Source organism: Calditerricola yamamurae, assembly GCF_054654135.1.
On the sequence record NZ_BAAIFH010000004.1, the window covers coordinates 379878 to 399993 of the forward strand.

The 20116-nt window shown below is 63.1% G+C and carries 20 protein-coding genes and 4 tRNA genes; 3 read left to right on the forward strand and 21 right to left on the reverse strand.

The window, feature by feature from the left end; genetic code table 11:
* Positions 1 to 21: 21 nt before the first annotated feature.
* Entirely contained in the window at positions 22 to 1011 is a 990-nt protein-coding gene (locus ACYQ0Z_RS03145) for a PstS family phosphate ABC transporter substrate-binding protein (RefSeq protein WP_459864338.1), read from the reverse strand.
* Between the two features lie 268 nt (positions 1012 to 1279).
* Here ACYQ0Z_RS03145 and ACYQ0Z_RS03150 point away from each other — a divergent pair, with 268 nt between their 5' ends.
* On the forward strand, positions 1280 to 1972 hold the full coding sequence (locus ACYQ0Z_RS03150; RefSeq protein ID WP_459864340.1) for an alpha/beta fold hydrolase: 693 nt from the start codon (positions 1280 to 1282) through the stop codon (positions 1970 to 1972).
* 58 nt (positions 1973 to 2030) lie between these two features.
* On the opposite strand, the gene phoU is transcribed toward ACYQ0Z_RS03150, so the two are convergent.
* The 19 genes from phoU to ACYQ0Z_RS03245 all read right to left on the reverse strand — a co-directional run bounded on the left by phoU (position 2031) and on the right by ACYQ0Z_RS03245 (position 15929).
* Positions 2031 to 2690, reverse strand: a complete 660-nt coding sequence (gene phoU, locus ACYQ0Z_RS03155; RefSeq protein WP_459864342.1) for a phosphate signaling complex protein PhoU — start codon at positions 2688 to 2690, stop codon at positions 2031 to 2033.
* Positions 2691 to 2722: 32 nt separating this feature from the next.
* A complete protein-coding gene (locus tag ACYQ0Z_RS03160; RefSeq protein ID WP_459865101.1) occupies positions 2723 to 3034 on the reverse strand; it encodes an EAL domain-containing protein in 312 nt (103 codons plus the stop codon).
* Positions 3035 to 3511: 477 nt separating this feature from the next.
* Complete coding sequence (gene groL, locus ACYQ0Z_RS03165) at positions 3512 to 5128, reverse strand: chaperonin GroEL (RefSeq protein ID WP_459864344.1); 1617 nt, start codon at positions 5126 to 5128, stop codon at positions 3512 to 3514.
* 46 nt (positions 5129 to 5174) lie between these two features.
* A complete protein-coding gene (groES, locus tag ACYQ0Z_RS03170) occupies positions 5175 to 5456 on the reverse strand; it encodes a co-chaperone GroES (protein WP_459864346.1) in 282 nt (93 codons plus the stop codon).
* A 101-nt stretch (positions 5457 to 5557) separates the two neighbouring features.
* A complete protein-coding gene (tatC, locus tag ACYQ0Z_RS03175; protein WP_459864348.1) occupies positions 5558 to 6409 on the reverse strand; it encodes a twin-arginine translocase subunit TatC in 852 nt (283 codons plus the stop codon).
* Between the two features lie 65 nt (positions 6410 to 6474).
* Positions 6475 to 6669, reverse strand: a complete 195-nt coding sequence (locus ACYQ0Z_RS03180; RefSeq protein ID WP_459864350.1) for a twin-arginine translocase TatA/TatE family subunit — start codon at positions 6667 to 6669, stop codon at positions 6475 to 6477.
* Positions 6670 to 6705: 36 nt separating this feature from the next.
* Entirely contained in the window at positions 6706 to 7209 is a 504-nt protein-coding gene (locus ACYQ0Z_RS03185; protein ID WP_459864352.1) for a MogA/MoaB family molybdenum cofactor biosynthesis protein, read from the reverse strand.
* 128 nt (positions 7210 to 7337) lie between these two features.
* Positions 7338 to 7946, reverse strand: a complete 609-nt coding sequence (locus ACYQ0Z_RS03190) for a 5-formyltetrahydrofolate cyclo-ligase (RefSeq protein ID WP_459864354.1) — start codon at positions 7944 to 7946, stop codon at positions 7338 to 7340.
* A gap of 55 nt (positions 7947 to 8001) precedes the next feature.
* Positions 8002 to 10263, reverse strand: a complete 2262-nt coding sequence (locus ACYQ0Z_RS03195) for a hypothetical protein (RefSeq protein WP_459864356.1) — start codon at positions 10261 to 10263, stop codon at positions 8002 to 8004.
* A gap of 166 nt (positions 10264 to 10429) precedes the next feature.
* Entirely contained in the window at positions 10430 to 11452 is a 1023-nt protein-coding gene (gene tsaD / locus ACYQ0Z_RS03200; RefSeq protein ID WP_459864358.1) for a tRNA (adenosine(37)-N6)-threonylcarbamoyltransferase complex transferase subunit TsaD, read from the reverse strand.
* The gene (rimI, locus tag ACYQ0Z_RS03205; protein WP_459864360.1) at positions 11415 to 11900 is read right to left on the reverse strand and encodes a ribosomal protein S18-alanine N-acetyltransferase; all 486 of its coding nucleotides are present in this window, start codon (positions 11898 to 11900) and stop codon (positions 11415 to 11417) included. Before rimI ends, tsaD begins: the two co-directional genes overlap by 38 nt.
* On the reverse strand, positions 11893 to 12657 hold the full coding sequence (tsaB, locus tag ACYQ0Z_RS03210) for a tRNA (adenosine(37)-N6)-threonylcarbamoyltransferase complex dimerization subunit type 1 TsaB (RefSeq protein ID WP_459864362.1): 765 nt from the start codon (positions 12655 to 12657) through the stop codon (positions 11893 to 11895). The genes rimI and tsaB overlap by 8 nt, the downstream gene beginning before the upstream one ends.
* Entirely contained in the window at positions 12645 to 13121 is a 477-nt protein-coding gene (gene tsaE, locus ACYQ0Z_RS03215; protein WP_459864364.1) for a tRNA (adenosine(37)-N6)-threonylcarbamoyltransferase complex ATPase subunit type 1 TsaE, read from the reverse strand. The genes tsaB and tsaE overlap by 13 nt, the downstream gene beginning before the upstream one ends.
* Positions 13111 to 14115, reverse strand: coding sequence for a thiamine-phosphate kinase (thiL, locus tag ACYQ0Z_RS03220; RefSeq protein WP_459864366.1), 1005 nt, complete (start codon positions 14113 to 14115; stop codon positions 13111 to 13113). Before thiL ends, tsaE begins: the two co-directional genes overlap by 11 nt.
* A gap of 144 nt (positions 14116 to 14259) precedes the next feature.
* A tRNA-Ile gene (locus ACYQ0Z_RS03225) sits at positions 14260 to 14336 on the reverse strand.
* Positions 14337 to 14352: 16 nt separating this feature from the next.
* A tRNA-Gly gene (locus ACYQ0Z_RS03230) sits at positions 14353 to 14426 on the reverse strand.
* A gap of 11 nt (positions 14427 to 14437) precedes the next feature.
* Positions 14438 to 14514, reverse strand: a tRNA-Pro gene (locus ACYQ0Z_RS03235).
* A 36-nt stretch (positions 14515 to 14550) separates the two neighbouring features.
* Positions 14551 to 14637 (reverse strand) — tRNA-Leu (locus ACYQ0Z_RS03240).
* Positions 14638 to 14708: 71 nt separating this feature from the next.
* Complete coding sequence (locus tag ACYQ0Z_RS03245; RefSeq protein WP_459864368.1) at positions 14709 to 15929, reverse strand: ISL3 family transposase; 1221 nt, start codon at positions 15927 to 15929, stop codon at positions 14709 to 14711.
* A gap of 187 nt (positions 15930 to 16116) precedes the next feature.
* On the opposite strand from ACYQ0Z_RS03245, the gene ACYQ0Z_RS03250 reads away from it, so the two are divergent.
* Entirely contained in the window at positions 16117 to 17286 is a 1170-nt protein-coding gene (locus ACYQ0Z_RS03250) for a DDE-type integrase/transposase/recombinase (protein WP_459863705.1), read from the forward strand.
* Positions 17287 to 17372: 86 nt separating this feature from the next.
* Here ACYQ0Z_RS03250 and ACYQ0Z_RS03255 read toward each other — a convergent pair whose 3' ends face one another.
* Positions 17373 to 18698 (reverse strand): putative bifunctional diguanylate cyclase/phosphodiesterase, encoded by a 1326-nt coding sequence (locus ACYQ0Z_RS03255; RefSeq protein WP_459865103.1) that lies wholly within the window; start codon positions 18696 to 18698, stop codon positions 17373 to 17375.
* A gap of 108 nt (positions 18699 to 18806) precedes the next feature.
* Here ACYQ0Z_RS03255 and ACYQ0Z_RS03260 point away from each other — a divergent pair, with 108 nt between their 5' ends.
* On the forward strand, positions 18807 to 20033 hold the full coding sequence (locus ACYQ0Z_RS03260) for an IS256 family transposase (protein WP_459864370.1): 1227 nt from the start codon (positions 18807 to 18809) through the stop codon (positions 20031 to 20033).
* The last annotated feature ends 83 nt before the right edge of the window (positions 20034 to 20116 follow it).

The window sequence follows — 20116 nt, forward strand, 5'->3', positions numbered from 1 at the left end:
GCTTCGCCGCCACGTCCGCCCTCACTTCAGCGCGTCCTCGAACTTCTTCAGGTTTTCTGCCTTCACGTTGTCCGGAACCGGCAGGTATCCGACCTGCTTGGCATACTCGGCAGCGTGCTCCAAGTAGAACTTGACAAAAGCCTGCAGCTCCTTGCGCTGCTTCAGCATGTCCGCGTTGACGTAGATGAACAGCGGACGGGACAGCGGCTTGTACGTGCCGTTGTTGATCGTTTCATCGGTCGGCGCCACCGGGCCGCTGCCGGCGTCGATCGGCACCGCCTTCAGCTTGTCCTTGTTTTCCACATAGTAGGCATACCCAAAATACCCGAGGGCGTACTTGTCGCCCGCCACGCCCTGCACGAGCACATTGTCGTCCTCGCTCTGCGTGTAGTCGGCGCGGCTCTTCTTCGCTTCGCCCACGATCTCCTCGGTGAAGTAGTCGAAGGTGCCGGAGGCCGTGCCCGGGCCGTACAGCTTGATCTCCTCATTCGGCCAGTTCGGACGGATGTCGCTCCACTTCTTCACCTTGCTGTTCGGTTCCCAGATCTTCTTCAGCTCCTCGACCGTCAGATGGTCAACCCAGGTGTTCTGCGGGTTCACCACGACGGTGATGCCGTCGATGGCGACGGTGAAATCGACATACTTGACGTTGTTCTGCTGGGCCGCTTGCTTTTCCTCGTCCTTGATCGGGCGGGACGCGTTCGACACTTGCGTTTCCCCGGCGGTGAACTTCTTGAAGCCGCCACCAGTCCCCGACTCGCCCACCGTTACCTGCACGCCGGGGTGTTCACCCATAAACGCTTCGGCGATCGCCTCGGTGAGCGGGTAGACGGTGCTGGAACCATCCACGGCGATGGCGCCGGACAGCTGATCCTTCGGCTGCTCCCCGGCCTGCTGGCCTTGATTGCCTGCTTGTTCATTCGTCCCCTGGGCCTGTCCGCAGCCGATCACCGTGGCCATGACCAGCGTTAGCACCGCGACGAGATGGAAGAGCCGCTTGACACGTTTCACAAGAGTCCCTCCTAAATCCTGAAGGATTCATCCGTCCATCCATGGCCGATTCTATCGGAGGCATATTAATCGCGTTTAAGTACAATGTTAAGTTTGCGTTAACACAGCCAAGGCGCATCTGGTAAAATCTTTCCGGGAGGAGCAATGAAATGGACCGACACCGAATTTCCGAATCCATCGAATTGCCCGGCGTTTCCCTGTACGTCGAATCGGAAGGCGAAGGCCCGGCCGTCGTCCTGCTGCACGGCATGCCGCTGGATCACCACATGTGGGACGAGACGTTTGCGGTACTGAAACGCCGGTATCGCACCCTTCGCTACGACTTGCCGGCATGGGGCGCTCCGGGGCGGGCCTCGGCCCGTTTGCGCATCACGAGGATCTGCGCGCGCTCCTCGAGACAGTGGGGTTGGATCGCGCATCCCTCGTCGGCATCTCCGTCGGCGGCAAAATCGCGATCGATTATGCCCTGCGTTATCCGGATACGGTCCAGAGCCTGGTACTGGTTAACCCGGGTGTCAACGGGTACCGCTGGTCGGATGAATTTCTCGCGTTGGAGGCCGATCTCCAACGTCTATGGGAACAGGGGTTGCGGGATCAGGCCCTGGAGCGGTTTTTGCAGACCTGGGTGGACGGACCGTTTCGCCGAAACGGCGAAGTCCATCCGTCGGTTCGCCGGCGTGTCCGGCAACTGGTCGCCGACAACTGGGAACGCGCGAGAACGCACACACCGCAATTCCTGTCCGCGATCGACCGTTTGTCCGACATCTCGGCTCCTACGCTGGTGATCCGCGGCGACCAGGACTGGGAGGAGATCCAAGCGCTTGCCCAATTCGTCGCCGCATCCATCCCGCGGGCCGAGCTCGTCACCCTCACCGGGACGGGGCACCTCCCGCCGTTGGAACAGCCCGATGTTTTCCACGCGTATCTTCTCCGTTTTTTGGAGCGGCATGCAACGGGATGATGCGTCCATCCCTTGGGGGTAGGCTTTACCCGGGGCGTTCCGCGAAGGACGCACCGCCTCAGTTTAAATCGGGTACCTTCCCCTCGACGATGTACACCACGCGCTCGGCGATGTTGGTGGCGTGGTCGGCGATGCGTTCGAGGTAGCGGCCCACAAAGGCCAGACGCGTGCGCTCCTTGATGTATCGGCCCTCACCGGCCAGAAAACCGATCTGTTCTTCGACGAGTCGGCGGTAGGCCACGTCCACCGCGTCATCCATCTCCCCCACCCGATACGCGAAGGCCGGGTTTTCGTCGATGTAGCTGTTGATGCACAGATGGACCATCTCCTGCACCTGTTGCGCGAGACGGGACAGGTCTTCGAGGGGGTTGAAGTTCACCAGGTTTTCCTCGACGAATTCCTTGGCCACCAGGGCGATGTTCACCGCCAGGTCGCCCATGCGCTCCAGATCGGAGGCGATGAGCAGGGTGGACAAAATGCGCCGCAGATCGCGGGCGACCGGCTGCTGGGTGGCGATCAGCGTGCCGACCGTCTGCTCCACCTCCCATTGCAGCCGGTCGATCTCCGGATCGCGCGTGATCACGCGCTCGGCCAAATCCTGGTCCCTGTTGGCCAGGGCGCGGATGGACTGGTCGATGGCCACCTCCACGCGCTCGCCCATGTCCAGCAGCTGCTGCTTCAACCGCCGCAGGGATTCGTCGTACACGTTGCGCGTCATCGCTTTCGTCCCCCTTCGCCGTAACTCCACGATCAACGCCATGTGAAGACAGGATTCCCCGAAAACCGGCGGATCATCTCCCGCGCCTTGGCAAAACCGCCATGGCGCTCGTTGTCGGGCCAACCCAGGAAAAAGCCTTGCCCGCAGTCAACCCCCAGGCGCATCACCGTCTCCAGTTCCGCTTTCCGCTCGATTCCTTCGGCGATCACCTGGCAGTTCGTCTTTCGGGCGAACGCGACAATGGCGGCCAAGGCGGCCTGTTTCGCCGGTTTCCGTCCACGCGGGAAACGAGGGAACGATCCACCTTGAGAAAATCCGGGGCCACTTCTCGCACCGCTTGCCAGTCGACGTGGCCGGTAATCTCCGACACCACGTCATGCGGCGCAAGCCCCCACTGGCGCAGCCATTCGGCTGGATCCCCCTTGACAAAGGCAGGATCCGCGAAAGACCTCGGGGTGACATGGAGAAAGAGCTTGCACCCCGGCGGAAGGGATCGTCCCCGGCGCAACGCCTCTTCCCGGCAGATCCGCCCTGCGCAACCAGCGCATCCACCTCGACAGCAAACGATAACAGCGCCAAGGGCGACGGCCCGATCGCACGGCTCGGCCACACGGTCTTTCGCCGTCCCCGGCGCGGGGAGAGGGCCATCCGCCGCCTCGGTTCCCCACGTCTTCCACGTGTTTGGTTATACCGCAGGAACGTAAAGCCGGCGTAAAGCGATCGTGAAGCCCGGATAAAGATGGGAAGAAAGACGATGCAAAAAGCCCCTGCGCAAACGCGCAGGGGCTTTCGCTGCGGTATCGAGCGGAAATTGCCCGGGATCAGAAATCCATGCCGCTCGGCGGGGTCGGGTTGTTCTTCTCCTCTTCAGGCAGGTCGGCCACCACCGCTTCCGTGGTGAGGAACATTGCCGCCACCGACGCCGCGTTTTGCAGCGCGGAACGGGTCACCTTGGCCGGATCGATGATCCCCGCCTCGATCAGGTTGACATATTCGCCCGTCGCGGCGTTGAGGCCGACACCCGGCGTTTCCTTCTTCACACGCTCGACGACAACCGAGCCTTCGAAACCGGCGTTGGTCGCAATCTGGCGCAGCGGTTCCTCCAAGGCCCGTTTGACGATGGCCACGCCGGTGGCCTCGTCGGGGTCACTGACCTCGATTTTCTCCACAGCCGGGATACAATTGACCAGGGCCGTACCGCCGCCGGCGACAATCCCCTCTTCCACCGCCGCGCGCGTGGCGTTGAGGGCGTCCTCGATGCGCAGCTTTTTCTCCTTCATTTCCGTTTCTGTGTACGCGCCCACCTTGATCACAGCCACGCCACCGGCAAGCTTGGCCAGGCGTTCCTGCAGCTTCTCCTTGTCGAACTCGGACGTGGTGTTCTCCAGCTCCTGGCGAATCTGCTTGATGCGCGCCTCGATTTGCGCCTTGTCGCCCTTGCCGTCCACGATGGTCGTGTCGTCCTTCTTCACGACCACCTTCCCGGCACGGCCGAGTTGGTCGAGGCGCGTGTTCTTGAGATCAAAGCCAAGCTCCTCGGAGATCACCTGTCCGCCCGTCAGGATAGCGATGTCCTGCAGCATGGCCTTGCGGCGGTCGCCGAAGCCCGGCGCTTTCACGGCAACAGCCGTGAACGTGCCGCGCAGCTTGTTGACAACGAGGGTGGCCAAGGCTTCGCCTTCCACGTCTTCGGCGATGATGAGCAGCGGCCGCCCCGTCTGCACCACCTTCTCCAACACCGGCAGGAGGTCGTGGACGGCGGAGATCTTCTTGTCGGTGATCAGGATGTACGGCTCTTCGAGAACGGCCTCCATCTTGTCGGGATCGGTGATCATGTACGGGGAGATGTACCCGCGGTCAAACTGCAGGCCTTCCACCGTCTCGAGCTCGGTGGCAAAGCCCTTCGATTCTTCCACGGTGATGACGCCGTCGCGGCCCACCTTTTCCATCGCCTCGGCAATGAGCTGGCCGATCTCGTCGTCGCCCGAGGAGATGGCCGCCACCTGGGCAATGGCCGCCTTGTTCTCCACCGGCTTGGCCTGATTGCGGATCGCGTCGACAGCCGCCTTGACCGCTTTCTCGATGCCCCGGCGGATGGCCATCGGGTTGGCACCCGAGGCGACGTTCTTCAGCCCCTCACGGATCATCGCCTGAGCCAGCACCGTCGCCGTGGTCGTCCCGTCGCCGGCCACGTCGTTGGTCTTCGTGGCCACTTCCTTCACCAGCTGGGCGCCCATGTTTTCAAAGGGATCTTCCAGCTCGATTTCCTTGGCGATGGTCACCCCGTCGTTGGTGATCAGCGGCGAGCCGAACTTCTTCTCCAGCACCACGTTGCGGCCTTTTGGCCCGAGGGTCACCTTCACCGCGTTGGCCAGAATGTCGACCCCGCGGAGCATCGCCCGACGCGCCTCTTCGTTAAACTTAATATCCTTCGCCACCGTCCGTCCCCTCCTTAGCCTCAAGGTCGTTGCCTACGGCCGGCCGTCACTCAATCACGGCCAGAATGTCGCTTTCCCGCAGGATCAGGAGTTCCTTGTCGCCATACTTCACTTCCGTACCGGCATACTTGGCGAAGAGCACGCGGTCCCCTTCCTTCACTTCCAGGGGGATGCGCTTGCCCTCCTCCCACCGGCCCGGACCCACAGCGATCACTTTCCCTTCCTGCGGCTTCTCCTTCGCCGTGTCCGGCAGAACGATGCCCGTGGCCGTCTTCTCCTCCCGTTCGATCGGCTCCACCACAACCCGATCGGCAAGCGGCTTGATCACGGCAACCCCCTCCTCCTCGAAAGGCGTCGAATCTTGTTAGCACTCCGATGAGACGAGTGCTAACGCACCCACTTTTTATGATACCGCTTCGGATGGAATTTTCAACCCTCTGGTGGAAGGGACTCCTCCGATTGGTAGACAGGCGCCCCGTCCTGACCGGGCGGTGCCCCGTCCCGACGCGCCTCCTCCGCAGCGCGCTCCTCCTCCTGCCACCGGGCTTCCCGCTCGGCGTCTTCCCGCTGCTGCTTGTGCCACACGACCGTGGACGACCACACCGCGATCTCATACAGGAGCACAAGGGGCGCATACACGAGCACCGCACTCACAATGTCCGGCGGGGTGATCACCACAGCCACCACGACGAGGACCAGGTAGGCCAGGCGGCGAAACTTGCGCAGCACAAGCGGGTTGAGGATGCGAAGGCGGGTGAGAAACATAGACAGCACGGGCAATTCGAACAGGACGGCTACCGGGATGACCACATTAAACAAAAAACCAAAATACTGTGCCATCCCGTAAGCGGGCGTGGCGCCCATGTTTTCCGCCACCGATTTCAAAAAGCGCACAATGAGCGGAAAGAGGGCGAAATAGGCAAACGCAGCCCCCAGGACAAACAGTCCAACCGCCAGGGGGATGTACAGCAGAGCTGCGCGCCGCTCTTCGGGATACAGGCCGGGCGCCACGAACCGCCACAGCTGGTACAGTGCCACCGGGAGGGTGAGAAGCACGGCGATGAGAAAGGCGAACTGCATGTACACACGCAACGCGTCGGTCAGGTTAAAGACAAACCACGGGATCTCCTTGGCCACGTCGTGGGTTTTCAGCATCTCGACAACCGGCTGGGCGACAAAAAAGCCCAGTACCAGGGCGGCCAGAAAAAAAAGGAGGACGCGCATGACGCGTCGACGAAGCTCCATGAGATGGTCGAGGTAACTCATTTCCCGGTCCCGCACGGCGGTCTTCGCCCCCTAGACGGTTCCGTCGCTGAATCCTGCGTCTGACGGTTGCACGTACCGCGTTATTTGGACGCCTTGGACGCTTCGCTGGATGGGCCACCGTCGTCGTCATCCACGAGGCCTTTGGTGGCATTCTTAAACTCGCGCAGCGTGCGTCCAAAGGCCCGGCCCAATTCCGGCAACTTGCTGGGCCCAAACAGAAGCAGGGCGATGAGCAGGACCAGAAGAATTTCGCCAAAGCCGATGTTGGAAAACACGGCCCGTCACCTCCTCCACATGGGCAAGGCCCTTGGCTATTCCACAAGTTGGCCCGCATATTCGGCCTCTTTGTTCTGCAAGATGGCCAGCGCATGCGGGATTTGGTCGACAATGGCCGCAAAGCACCTCCGCACGCCGCTGGGGCTACCGGGGAAGTTGATAACCAGGGCGTTGCCTCGCGTACCGGCTACAACACGCGTCAGCATGGCCCGACGCGAATCTGCCATGCAGGCCCGGCGCATCTCCTCGGCAAAGCCCGGGATCTGCCGGTCAATCACCTCCAGCGTCGCCTCGGGCGTCACGTCGCGAGGCGATAGGCCGGTTCCGCCGGTGGTGAGAAGCAGGTCGACATGCTCCCGGTCAATCAGCTCGATCATGTGCTCCTTGAGCGTCTCGATGTCGTCGGGCAGGATGCGATAATACATCACGTCACACTTCAGATGCTCGCGCACCAGCTCATGCAACACCCGAGCGCTTTCGTCTTCCCCTTTGCCGCTGGCGGCGGTGTCGCTGGCCGTGATGATGCCGACCTTCCACATCACAGGTCCCCTCCTTCGGCGACCGTAAACTCCCCATTCTACACCCCCATTGTACACCAACAGCGGCACCCGTAGCCGAGAAGAATTTTCCCCGTTTGATAGCAATTTTTTGACAACTGGTCGGCACCCTACATTCGGGCGACGACCGGTAGGCGAAAGGCGCCGTCTTCGGTGATCAGCCAGTGCATCAGGGCATCGTGGGGCTCCAGGGGCAACGCATCGACCACCTGACAGGAAAAGGCCACAGCCAGGCGCACCGCCCCACGGGCCGGTCCGGCAAGAAAACGGTCGTAATATCCCGCGCCGTACCCCATTCGCCCGCCGCGACCGTCAACGGCCACGCCCGGGACGATGACGGCGTCAATCGGGCCCGTCCACGGCGTACAGCGCGCAGGGTTAGGCTCGCGAATGCCGTAGGTGCCCGGGATGAGAACATCCCAGCCGTCTACCCGATAGGGCCGAATGCGTCGTTCCCCCTTCTCCACGCGCGGCAGGAGCACGGTCTTGTGTTCGCGCCAGGCCAACGCGATGAGCGCGTCGACGTTCACCTCGCTACCAAAGGCGGCATACAGCATCACCGTCTCCGCCTTGCGCCACACGTCGAGGGCGGCAACGGCCGCACAAATCCGCCGCGACGCCGCCGCACGCCCCGCCGCGGGGAACGCGTCGCGCGCCGCCAGGATTCGCGCGCGGAGCCGGCCCTTGGCCTGGCGCATGGGCGGACGGGCCTTGTCCATCGGCTTCCCCCCTCGCAAAACCGTGTCCACAGGTCGGCTTCCACGGTTCATTGTATCACAGCGGAGTAAAGGGAGTGTGAAGATGGCGGGGGGCGTCCATTTTCTGGACCGCAGCCAGGTTGAGATACAAGAGGGGAACGACGAGATACAGGCTGCTGGTCGCCGCGGCCACGATCCCGCTATCGTTGAGGAGGAGAGCAAGCATCGTGCCCAGCGCGCCACCGCTCAGACCGTGCAAAAACTTCCGGTCGGCGGGAGCGGACTGGTGCCCTCCGGAATGCAACAGGTAACCGATGAACACGATCAGGGAGGCGGCGAACACCTTGCTCCAGATCGAAACGCGCAGCAGACGCATGTTCATCTCCCATTTGCGCCGGGCGATATCCACAAGCGGATCCCACTCCCCCGCGAGCACATGGCGCACGGCCCGGCCAATGTGCGACAGTTGCTCCTCGGGAGCCGCCGCGTGGACATAGAGGAAACCCGCCACCACACCGGCCAGCAGCAATGCGACCCCGGCCAGCGTGCGCGGCGTGACGGCCTTCCCCGAAAGCCGCCAGAACATCAGGACAAAGGCGGGCAGCATGGCCGTCACAGCATCGAAATTGGTCCCGCCGCCGGGGGCCGCCGTGTAGAGAAACGCCGCCACCGCACCGAGGAGCAAAAGCCCGCGCACCCACCTTCCCCCGCCCCTTCCTGTCCCCCACAACGCCGATACCGCGAGGACGCCGGCGCCCATCAGGACGCCGGAATATTCGTTGCCGAGGCCGTAAAACCGCGCTCCGATGATGGGATCATGGCTCAACAGGGCATAGCGGGACAGCGGCCCGCCGGCCAGGCCATCGGCCAGGAGCAAGAGGGCGTTGCCCGCCGCCACCCACCCCAACGCGTGAAAGGGAGACAAGCGGCGCAGCAGCGCCCCTACCCCCGCGGCCACGGCGATAGCGGACAGGGCGTATGCCGCCCAGGGCCAAGCCACTGCCCACGGCGCCAGCAGGAGCAGCACGCCGGGCAGGGCGAGCACGGCGAGCAGGGCCCCCTGCAGCACGGCCGTCCACCGCGGGAGGGACGGCGCGGAAACGACCCTCCGCCCGCGCCACGTGAACCAAAAGGCAACAAGGAGCACGACGATCATCGCCACACCGAGCGGCGGCACCACGTTTTGGCGCAACCGGTAGACAGCCACCCGCTTGTCCACGTCATCGAACACCGCATCGGCCTGCCCTGGGCGCACCGCAATCGGCGCGCCGCTCATCGCCGCCGGAACGGAAAGGCCAAAATGGGCAAGGACGGTTGGGGCCACGTCGGTCCCCGTCACCCACCCTCCCTGGCGGGTGGAGGCGCTGATGGCCACACCGGTGGCATACCCGGGCCCGTACACGAGCAGCGGCGTCACCCGTGCCGCTTGCTCCCAGGCCTCACGGTGGACGGAGGGAGAGAGAACCAGCAGGAGATCGTGCGGCCCCAAACGCATGGCAATCCCCTGCACCAGGCGGTCCAGCGCATCCAGTGTGGCGGCGCGTTCCGCCGCCCACCGCGCCGGAGCCATCTGCGGCTTCTCCGCGGCGAGGCGGGCCCAGTCACCGAATTCCACAGCCATGATCCCGGACGGTCCGCGCAAAAAGCCCGCCACCGCCTCCTGCATGGCAGCCACATCGGTGCGCCACCCGCCAGGGGCCATCGGGTCCGGGCGCATCACCGGCGGGCCGAACACCCCTTCCGGCACGCGGCCGTCCCGATCCATCAAGAAAAGCGGAGCCAGGCGGCGGGGGGCTTCGTCCATATCGGCGTGCCCCACCACCATCCGCCGCAGCCCGGCCGTTTTGAGCGTCTCCCCGAGCAGGCCCGGCACCGCACCGAACGCCTCGGCGGCATTGGCTGCAGCCAGTTGGTATACGGCGGGTACCGCCACTCCGGAGGGCGGGGCGCTGCCGGCAGCACGGGCGTAGTGCTGGCCGACGGTGCGCGCGCCGCGCCATTCGCCCACGTCGCCGCCCGTGGCCGCACGCGACACGGCGACGGCCGGCGCCCCCGCGCCGAAGGTAACGGCAACCGCCACATCCCCGTAACCGCCCGCCGTGCGCAGGCTGGTTGCCGCAACGGCGCCGCCGCGCAGCAGGCGGCCCATTCCGGGACGGTCACGCATGGCGGCAAGGTCCGCGAACGTCCAGTCGGTGACCAGCAGGACGATCACGTGGCGCGCCGGGGTTGGCGCGGCCCCCGCGCTCCGGCTGAACACAAACGACGCCTCACCGAGCAAGAGGATGGCAAGGGCGAGCAGCATTCCGGCAGCCCTGCGCCCCACCTTTCCCCACATCCCTCGTCCGTCCACAGTCCACCCCCGTCTCCACAACAAATCCACAACCTACCGTCAGCTTATCCCCAAAACGGGCCGATTTATCCCCATTATTCACAACGTTGTTCACAACCCCTTGTGAACAAAAAAGCCCCGTCCGGCGCCCGTCACGCGCCGGTACGGGGCATCACTCGGCCGTCAGGTCAAGATCCGGCACGGCGTTGAGGTCGAGGTCGGCCACACGGCCGAGCCGATACAACACGGTGCCCGCCGCGGCAATCATCGCCGCGTTGTCGGTGCACAGGGAAAGGGGCGGGATGAGCACCTCCACCCCTTCTCGGGCGGCACGCTCGGCAAGCGCGGCGCGCAGACCCCGGTTGGCCGCCACGCCGCCGGCGACCACGAGCTGCCGCGCATCGTAGCGTTTGACGGCGCGAAACGCTTTTTCCACCAGCACATCGACCACGGCCGCCTGGAAGCTGGCCGCTACATCGGCCAGGTTGATCGGCTCGCCGCGCTGCCGAGCGCCGTGGACCGCGTTGAGGACGGCCGTCTTCAGCCCGCTGAAACTGAAATCGAGGGAGTCGGGTTCCAGAAACGCGCGGGGAAAGGCATACACATCGCGGCCCTCGGCCGCCAATCGATCGAGCTCCGGTCCCCCGGGGTAAGGCAGGCCCAGGACGCGGGCCACCTTGTCGTACGCCTCACCTGCGGCGTCGTCGCGCGTCTGGCCGACAACGACAACGTGTCCCTCGTCCCGCAGATAGAGCAGCTCGGTATGACCGCCGGAGACAACGAGGGCGACAAGGGGAAAGCGCATTTCCCCGACCAGCCGGCAGGCGTAGATGTGACCGGCAATGTGGTGGACCGGCACGAGCGGAAGCCCCCAGGAAAAGGCCAAGGCCTTGGCCGCCGCCACGCCCACCAAGAGCGCCCCCACTAGTCCCGGTCCATGGGTCACGGCAATGGCGGTGAGGTCGTTCGGCCGTACGCCGGCGTCCTCGAGGGCCGCCTCTAACACGCGCGTGATGTGTTCCACATGGCGGCGCGACGCCACCTCCGGCACGACGCCGCCGAACCGGCGGTGCACCTCTGCCTGGCTGGCCACCACGCTGGACAGGACGGTACGCCCGTTTTCCACCACCGCCGCCGCCGTCTCATCGCAGCTCGTTTCAATGCCCAACACGCGGATCGGTTTGGTCGTCGTCACGCAGCTTCACCCACATGATCAACGCATCTTCCTGGTTGTCCTGGTAATACCGCGGCCGCACGCCGCAGCCCACAAAACCCAGCTTCCGGTACAGCCGCTGGGCCGGCTCATTGGACACGCGCACCTCCAGCGTCATCGCCTTCGCGCCAATCCGCCGGGCTAGGTCCATCATGCGGCGGAGCAGGCCCTCCCCGATCGACCGGCGCCGATAGTCGGGATGGACGGCGATGTTCGTCACATGGGCCTCGTCGCCGATCACCCACATCCCCCCGTACGCCACGACGCGCCCGTCCACCTCGGCCACCAGGTAGTGGGCATAGCGGTTGTGGGTCAGCTCATTGGCAAAGGCTTCGCGCGACCAGGGAAGGGAGAAGGAGGCTCGCTCGATGGCACACACGGCATCGAGATCCGCCAGTTGCAACATGCGGTACGTAACCGGATTATCCATCGCCGTCGCCCCCTGCGGCGGCACCGGTTCCCCGTTCCCGTCCACTGCCGGCAACGCGCAGCTCGCCCGCCGCTGCCTTGCGCTCCGCCTCGCTGGCTTGCAAATACGCCGGTGCGAACTCGTGCACCGCATCGACGGCGCCGGCCAAGAGCCGCTGGCGCGCCAGGCGGGCCAGGCATGCGGCTCGGGGAATGCCGAGCTCGGGCGGTGCGAGCCAGAGGCGCTCGCCCAGGCCCACCGCAAAGGCATCGTAAAAACGCGCCGCGTCGTCACCGACCACGGCCACCGCCTCACCGGTGGCAGCGAGTTCGGCCACCAGATCGGCCACGGGCAGCACCCGGTCCGGCCGGACTGCGGTCACCTCCCCCCGCGTGCAGCGGTACACGCCGGCGTAGACGCGCTGGCGCCGCGCGTCAAAAAGGGGGACGACAAGGCCGGGAAAATCGGGCACATTGGCCGCCAGCACCTGCAGGGTGGAGACGCCGACAAGGGGAATGTCGAGCGCCCAGGCCATCGTCTTCGCCGTTGTGACGCCGATGCGCACGCCGGTGTAGGAGCCCGGGCCCTTGGCCACGGCGACGGCCGACAACGCACGCGGCGTCACGCCCACTTCTGCCATCAGCTGGCGAACCGCCGGCATGAGGCGCACAGAATGGTGATGCTGGGTGTTGGTGCACCATTCGCCCAGGACGCGGTCGTCTTGCAGCAGGGCCACGCTCATCGCCCGGCTGCTCGTGTCGAGGCTCAGGATGACCATGCCGCCCGCCACTCCTCCACGCGCCGGCGCATCGCCCCGCCGCGGGGGAAGCAGCACACTACGCGCCGGTTCCCTTCCCCTTTGGCGAAACGAATTTCCAGGTATTCGTCCGGCAGGTACTCCGCCGCATAATGGCCCCATTCGATCGCCGTCACACCACCCGCGTCGAAAACCTCGTCAAAGCCGAGATCCTCCGCCCCTTCCCCCAGGCGGTAGACATCGATGTGAAACAGCGGAAGGCGCCCGCGGTACGCCTTGATCAACGTAAACGTCGGGCTGTTCACCGTCCCGGTGATCCCCAGTCCCGCGGCCAGCCCCTGCACAAAGGTCGTCTTGCCCGCGCCCAGGTCCCCTTCGAGCACAAGAACATCCCCCGGCGCGGCGACCCGTCCGAGGGCGGCGGCGAGACGGCGCGTCTCCTCGGGACCGCTCGTCTCCACCACCCACGCCGCCTCATCGCGCACGTTCGATTCCCTCATCGGCAAAGTGGTTGTACCCCCCTTTCGGCAGCGGTCGCTCCCGCCCGTCCTCCACCAGAAGGACGCCGGGAGCGCCCGCGACAACCTCGCCCACGGCAATCAGCGCCACGCCTTCCGCTTGCGCCGCGCGCACCAATTCCGGCCACGCACCCGCGGATACGGCGCCGACCAACTCGTAATCCTCCCCACCAAAGAACATCCAATCCCGCGGCGAGGCACCAACCTCCCGGCAATACGCGGCCAGCTCCGGGTGCACCGGCAGGCGATCGGCGTACAGACGCACGGTCGCGCCGCTGGCCTCTGCGATCTCCCACGCCTCGCTGACCAGCCCGTCGCTCACGTCATTCAGCGCACAGCGCACCCCCTGCGTCGCACACAGCCGACCCACATCCAGACGCGGCCGGGGACGGCGATGGGCGGCAACGAGGCGTGGGTAGCGGTCGGCCCAATCCGGGCGGTGCAGCAGGAGGTCCAGCCCCGCTGCCGACAGGCCAAGGGGGCCGCTTACGAACACCACATCCCCCGGGCGCGCCGCGCCGCGCGTAAGAGCCCGGCCGGCCGTCACCTCGCCCACCACGGTGACAGACAGCCACAGCCCGCCCGTCGAGCGCACCGTGTCGCCGCCCACCAGGGTGACACCCCACATCGCGGCGCCTTCATACAACCCGTCGTACAGTCGGCGCAGCTCGTCCGGCGTCCACGCGCGATCGGGCGCGAGGGTGACGAGGGCATAGCGCGGTTCACCACCCATCGCCGCCACGTCACTGACATTGACGGCGAGGCTCTTGAACCCCACGTCCTCTGGCGCAAGGGTATCACGGCGAAAGTGGATCCCCTCGACCATGGCATCGCACGTGAGAACCAGCTGCCTGCCGGGCGCAACCATCGTTACCGCCGCGTCGTCGCCGATGTCCACGACCACCCGCGGATCGGCTCTCCGTCCGGTTGTCAGCATGCGAATCAGCGCGAACTCGTCCATCGCGTGTCCGTCCTTGTCGGCGCGGGCATGCCCGCCCGCTCCCGCGCCGCAGCGTCTCCAGCTTTCCCACTCATTATAAAAAGCGAACGGGACAATCGCAAACAAAAACAAAAACCGCAGCTCCCGCGCTGCGGTTTTTGGCGATGGTGGGCCTAAGTGGACTTGAACCACTGACCTCACGCTTATCAGGCGTGCGCTCTAACCAGCTGAGCTATAGGCCCACGCGGATAGGCGATATGGAGCGGGTGAAGGGAATCGAACCCTCGCATCCGGCTTGGAAGGCCGGTGTTCTACCACTGAACTACACCCGCATAAAGCCAACTGGTCGGGGTAGAGGGATTTGAACCCCCGGCCCCCTGGTCCCAAACCAGGTGCTCTACCAAGCTGAGCTATACCCCGCGGTACCGCGTTGATTTCAATGGGACAGAGAAGGAATGGTGCGGTCGGCGAGACTCGAACTCGCACGGCCTTTCGGCCACTGCCCCCTCAAGACAGCGTGTCTGCCAATTCCACCACGACCGCACATCCTCTTCATCCGAAGACAGTATTGATTATATTCACATCTTCCGTCTGTTGTCAAGAGGCCGCAGGCTCTAAGTCAATAACTGTGGATGGGAGGTCAACCAAGCCAAGGGCATAAAAGCGAGGAGCATCTTCCGCACATAGATTTCGCGGTTGCGGAACCCGTAGCTGATTCGTTTGAGCAGCTTGATCTTGGTGTGAACGCCCTCCGTGTAGCCGTTCGAAACACGCCAGGTGTGGTAGGCCAGAATCGCCTCGCGCCAGCGGCGGAGCGTGCGTCCCCACTGCAGGAGCGCGGCATCGCTTGCCGACTGGGTCTCAAAGATCACGCGGTCCAGGATGGCTGTGGCTTCGTCTCGATTGGAGGCGCGGTAGACGTCTCGCAGCTGCTCTTTGACCCAGTGAAAGTGGGCCACGTTCTTGTGATGCTTCCGAATGGCGGCAAGATGGGCAGCTTGGCGTTCGGTGAGGTCGTCCTCGTTCTTCAAAAGCGGCCAGCGCCTCAGGCGTACCCCGGTCACCTGCTGTTCCACTAGCCGTGCTTCGTCAACCCGCCGATTCGCGTCCTGGATGACGTGAAACGGATCCGCCACGATGACAGCGCCGGGCAAAGCGCGCTTCACGGCATGGCGCCAAGCATCCTTCAGGTCGATGCACACGGCCCGAATCCGCCGACGAACCGTCTCCGGCAGCTGGCGCAAAAAGCGCTCCAGTGTTTTCATGCGGTCATCCGGCAAGATGGCCAAAAGGCACCGTTTTGGCCACACGCATGTGACCGTAACCATCATGTCACGGCCACGATAGCTGTGTTCATCAATGCTAAGCACGAAGGCATCGACATCCCGGAGGGCTTCCTCGAGATTTACCTGCTGGCCTACGTACCGAAGGAGCAGACGGCGCAAGGTGCTGCTGCTTGTTCCGCTTTCCTGGGCAGCACGACGGAAACTGCCCGCTTTCAGGCGCTGGAGCAAAAGGGCTTCGGCCCGTTCGGTCCTGCGTGCCCAGGGGCGAATACCAGGAAAGCGTTCGGTGAACACTTTTCGACAGGCCGTGCACTGGAAGCGCCGGGGACGTACCCAGAGGTAAACCGGTTTCTCGTTGCACCAGGTGTGCAGCTTCCGTTTCCATTCGCGCGCACGATCGTAGACGCGGCGTGTCAGCTGTCCACAATCCGGACACCGCGCTTCCTTACGCGGCCGACCGGCGTAGATGTGAATACCATCGGATTGATGCACGATACGGTAAACAATCCACGATTGTAAGCCGAACATTTCTGCGGTAAGCTTGTTCATAGGCGGTCGCGAGCCTCCTTCGGGATGTGGTGTGCTTAACTATCCCTTGGCTCGTCGACCGCCTTTTCCTCTTAGAACCCACACTTTTTAGCGTAGAGCCGAGGCCGCAATCGCTCAGCTAAAATCTAACCGAAGGGAGACTGGATCACTCACATCGAAATCTTACCGAGGGGGATGTGACGTGACCATGTCTCTCCAAAGCCGTCGCGAATACCTTACACAAATCCGGAAATGGTATGCCAAAGCCTCGTCCCGAAAAGAAAAGTCGCGCATTCTCGATGAAGTCACGCGCGTGCTGGGGTATCACCGCAAGTACGCTATCCAGGTTCTCAACGGCCCGGAGTGGAAACCCAAACAGATCCGGCGCAAACGGCCCAAGCGGTATCAAGAAGCGCTCCCTGTCATCCGAACCGTTTGGGAAGCCCTTGACTACCCTTGTGCCGAACGCCTCCATCCGGTCCTCCTGCCGACTGCCGAGCATTTAGAACGCCATGGAAAACTTCGCTTAACCTCGCTCATCCGCCAGCAACTCGCCCAAATCAGCCGATCTACGCTCGCTCGGCGCCTGAAGGAATTCGATTCGCCCAAACCCAGACGCTTTATGCGCCCCAAACCCACCAATCGCTTGAAAAGGGACATCCCTGCAGGCCGGCTCCCTTGGAACGAATCCCGCCCCGGCGCCCTGGAAATCGATCTCGTCGAACACAATGGCGGCGACTCGTCCGGCCAGTTCGCCTGCACCTTGTCGGTTACCGACATGGTCACCGGCTACAGCCGCCGCCAGGCCATCCTCGGCAAAAGCCAAAAAGCCGTCTTCGCTGCCTTGGAATCCATCCTCTCTCAGTGGCCTACAGCTGTCCATACCCTCCACAGCGATAACGGTTCCGAGTTCTTGAACCATCATCTCCTCCGTTTCTGCAGGCAAAAGGGGATTGCGTTTATGCGCAGCCGTCCCTACCGCAAAAACGACAACCCCCATGTCGAACAGAAAAACCGCCAGTTCGTTCGCGAGATCGTGGGCTATGCCCGCTACGACACCCCAGAGGCTGTGGAGTGGCTCAACGCCGTCTATGCCCTCCTCGACCCCTACGCCAATCTCTTTTTGCCCACCCGCAAGGTCGTCGAAAAATCCTACGAAGGCAAGCGCATTCGCAAACGCTTCGACCAAGCCCGCACGCCTTTCCAACGCCTGATCGAAAGCGGCGCCTTAAAACCGGAGATGGAACACGTGCTCAAGGCTCAGTTTGAAACGCTCAACCCGCTCGATCTTCATGATGAGCTCGAAAAAATCGTGGCTCGGGGTCCTTGGGCTCCCTCCCCCGAGCCACCTAACCAAGAACCTCTTGAGGTCGGGTAGACCTCAACTCCATTTTCCTACCTGAGGGAGCCTCTTGCCAAGAGTATTCGGTTAGGTTTTTACGTGAGGGATCGGTTTCACTTCGGTTAGGTTTTTATGTGAGTTGACACGGAGGCCGGCACCTTCGCCACGGGCGACACCAGGTCGGCCCACTCCGCGACCAGCGCACTCTGCTGGCGGAGCAGCTCCGCCACCTCCTCCGCCGATACGGGCGGGCTGTATAGGTATCCCTGGATCACATCGCAGCCTTCCGCGCAGAGAAATGCCAGCTGCCGTGGATTCTCAACGCCCTCCGCCACCACCGGAATATTGAGATTCTTAGCCAGGGCGATGACGGCTTTGACTATGGCCGCATCTTCCGGTACGTCAGTGCAATCCCGAATAAAGGACTTGTCGATTTTCAGCGTGTCGATGGGGAACTTCTTCAGGTACCCGAGCGACGAATAACCGATCCCGAAATCGTCGATGGCCACCTTCACGCCAAGCGCTTTCAGCCGATGCAATTGCTCAACGGTCTGGGTGTGGTTGGTCATCATGATCCCTTCGGTGATTTCCAACTCCAAAAACTGCGGCTCCAGCCCCGTTTCGGCCAGCACGCGCCGCACGGTCGCCTCCAGTCTTCCCTCTTGAAACTGGCGCGCGGACAGGTTCACGGCCACCCGGATTGGCGGCAGTCCCGCCTCTTGCCACGCTTTGGCCTGGGCGCACGCCGTACGGAGGACCCAGTCACCAATCGGCACAATAAACCCCGTTTCTTCGGCCAACGGGATGAAGGTGGCCGGCGACATCACCCCCTGCTCCGGATGATGCCAGCGCAGGAGCGCTTCCACGCCGACCATCCGCCCGGTCTGCGCCTCCACCTGGGGCTGGTACACCAGTTGCAATTCTCCCAGCTCCAGCGCTTGCCGCATGCCGTTTTCCAACTGCCAGCGTTGCACCGTCTCAAGGCGCATGCCGGGCGTAAAAAACCGGTACCGGTTCCCTCCCTCCTCCTTGGCGCAATACATGGCCATGTCCGCATTCTTGATCAACGTCGGACAGTCATCCCCGTCGTCCGGGTACAGGGAAATGCCCACGCTGATGGACACATACAGGGACCGTTCCCCTAACGCGATGGGCTGGGTGAAGCGGTCCACGATGTCCTTGGCCACGCGCTCGGCTTCCGCTCGTGCAGTCAAGGCGGGGAGCAACACGGCAAACTCGTCGCCGCCAATGCGCGCCAACACCCCTTCCCGGGGTACGCATGACGACAGGCGTTTCGCCACATGGCGCAACAGTTCGTCACCCAGGATATGGCCCAGCGTGTCGTTGATGTTTTTGAAGCGGTCGAGATCCAGAAAGAGCACGGCCACTTTCCGCTGCGTTTCCTTCGCCTCCCGGATGGCGTGCGCCAGGCGGAGTTGAGTCCATATTCTTGTGTAAAAAGGACTCTCTGAAAAAAGTCAGAGAGCCATTTCCAATCCCCCTCGGTTAGAATGGAGCTTGAACCCACAAAAACCAAAAAGGGAGAGGGGATCGAAATGGCTCACTATCAGATTACCGTAGATGCACAGCTTTTGCATCAACTTTTTCTCCGCGACACGAAAGACGATGCGCTCGCCAAGCTCCTGGAGTCCGTCTTGAATCAAATTTTGCAAGCTCAGGCCACGGAGCAGCTGCGTGCAGAGCCCTATGAACGGACGGAAGAACGCCAGGGATACCGCAATGGGACGTATCCGCATCAGCTCACGACCCGGGTGGGTACCCTCACGCTTCGGGTTCCGCGGTTTCGAAACGGGAAGTTTTCGACGGAGCTGTTTGCCCGTTATCAACGGAGCGAACAGGCGCTGGTGTTGGCCTTAATGGAAATGGTGGTGAACGGGGTATCGACGCGCAAAATTGAACAGATCACGCAGGAGCTGTGCGGTACGGAGTTCTCGAAATCCACCATCTCGGAGCTGTGCAAGCGGCTGGATCCGGTGGTCAAGGCATGGAACAACCGGTCGCTTGAAGAGAAGGCCTATCCCTTTGTCCTCGTCGACGCGCTGGTGCTGAAGGTACGCGAAGAGGGGCGCGTCCGGTCACGCGGCGCGCTTATCGGAATTGGCATCAACACCGAGGGATATCGTGAGGTGTTGGGCCTGATGCTTGGCGACAGCGAGTCGGAAGCCAGCTGGGGCGAGTTTTTCAGCTGGTTGAAAAGCCGCGGGCTGCATGGTGTTGATGTGGTGGTGTCGGATGACCATCGCGGGCTCGTACGCGCCATTCGGCGGCACTTTCAGGGCGTAACCTGGCAGCGGTGCCAGACGCACTTTGTGCGAAACATTCTCGATGCTACACCAAAACCGCTGCAGGAGGAGGTCCATGGCCGGGTACGGGCCATCCTGGAGGCACCGGATATGGAGACGGCACGGCAACTCCTGAAGCAAACGCTGAAGGCGTACGAGGAGAAGGCACCGAAAGCGATGGCGATCCTGGAAGCCGGTTTTGAAGACGCGACGGCGGTCTTGGCGTTGCCAGAAAAGTACCGGAGGCGGCTGCGCACCACCAACGCCGTTGAACGGCTGAATGAGGAGATTCGGCGCCGTGAACGAGTGATTCGGATCTTCCCCAACCGCGAGTCCGCCTTGCGGCTTTTGGGTGCTTTGCTGATGGAGATTGACGAGAAGTGGGCCAGCGGCAAAAAGTATTTGGGCATGACCGAATACCTGGAATGGCGTGCCGCTCAGGAGGCCGAAGCGTCTGCGAAAGTGGTGCGGGTCAGCTAGGGGCCATTCCCTTACCGACCGTATGTAATTTCTTGGGATAAGCCCGTTCGAGCCGAGGGGCAATTTTACACAGAAATTTGGAC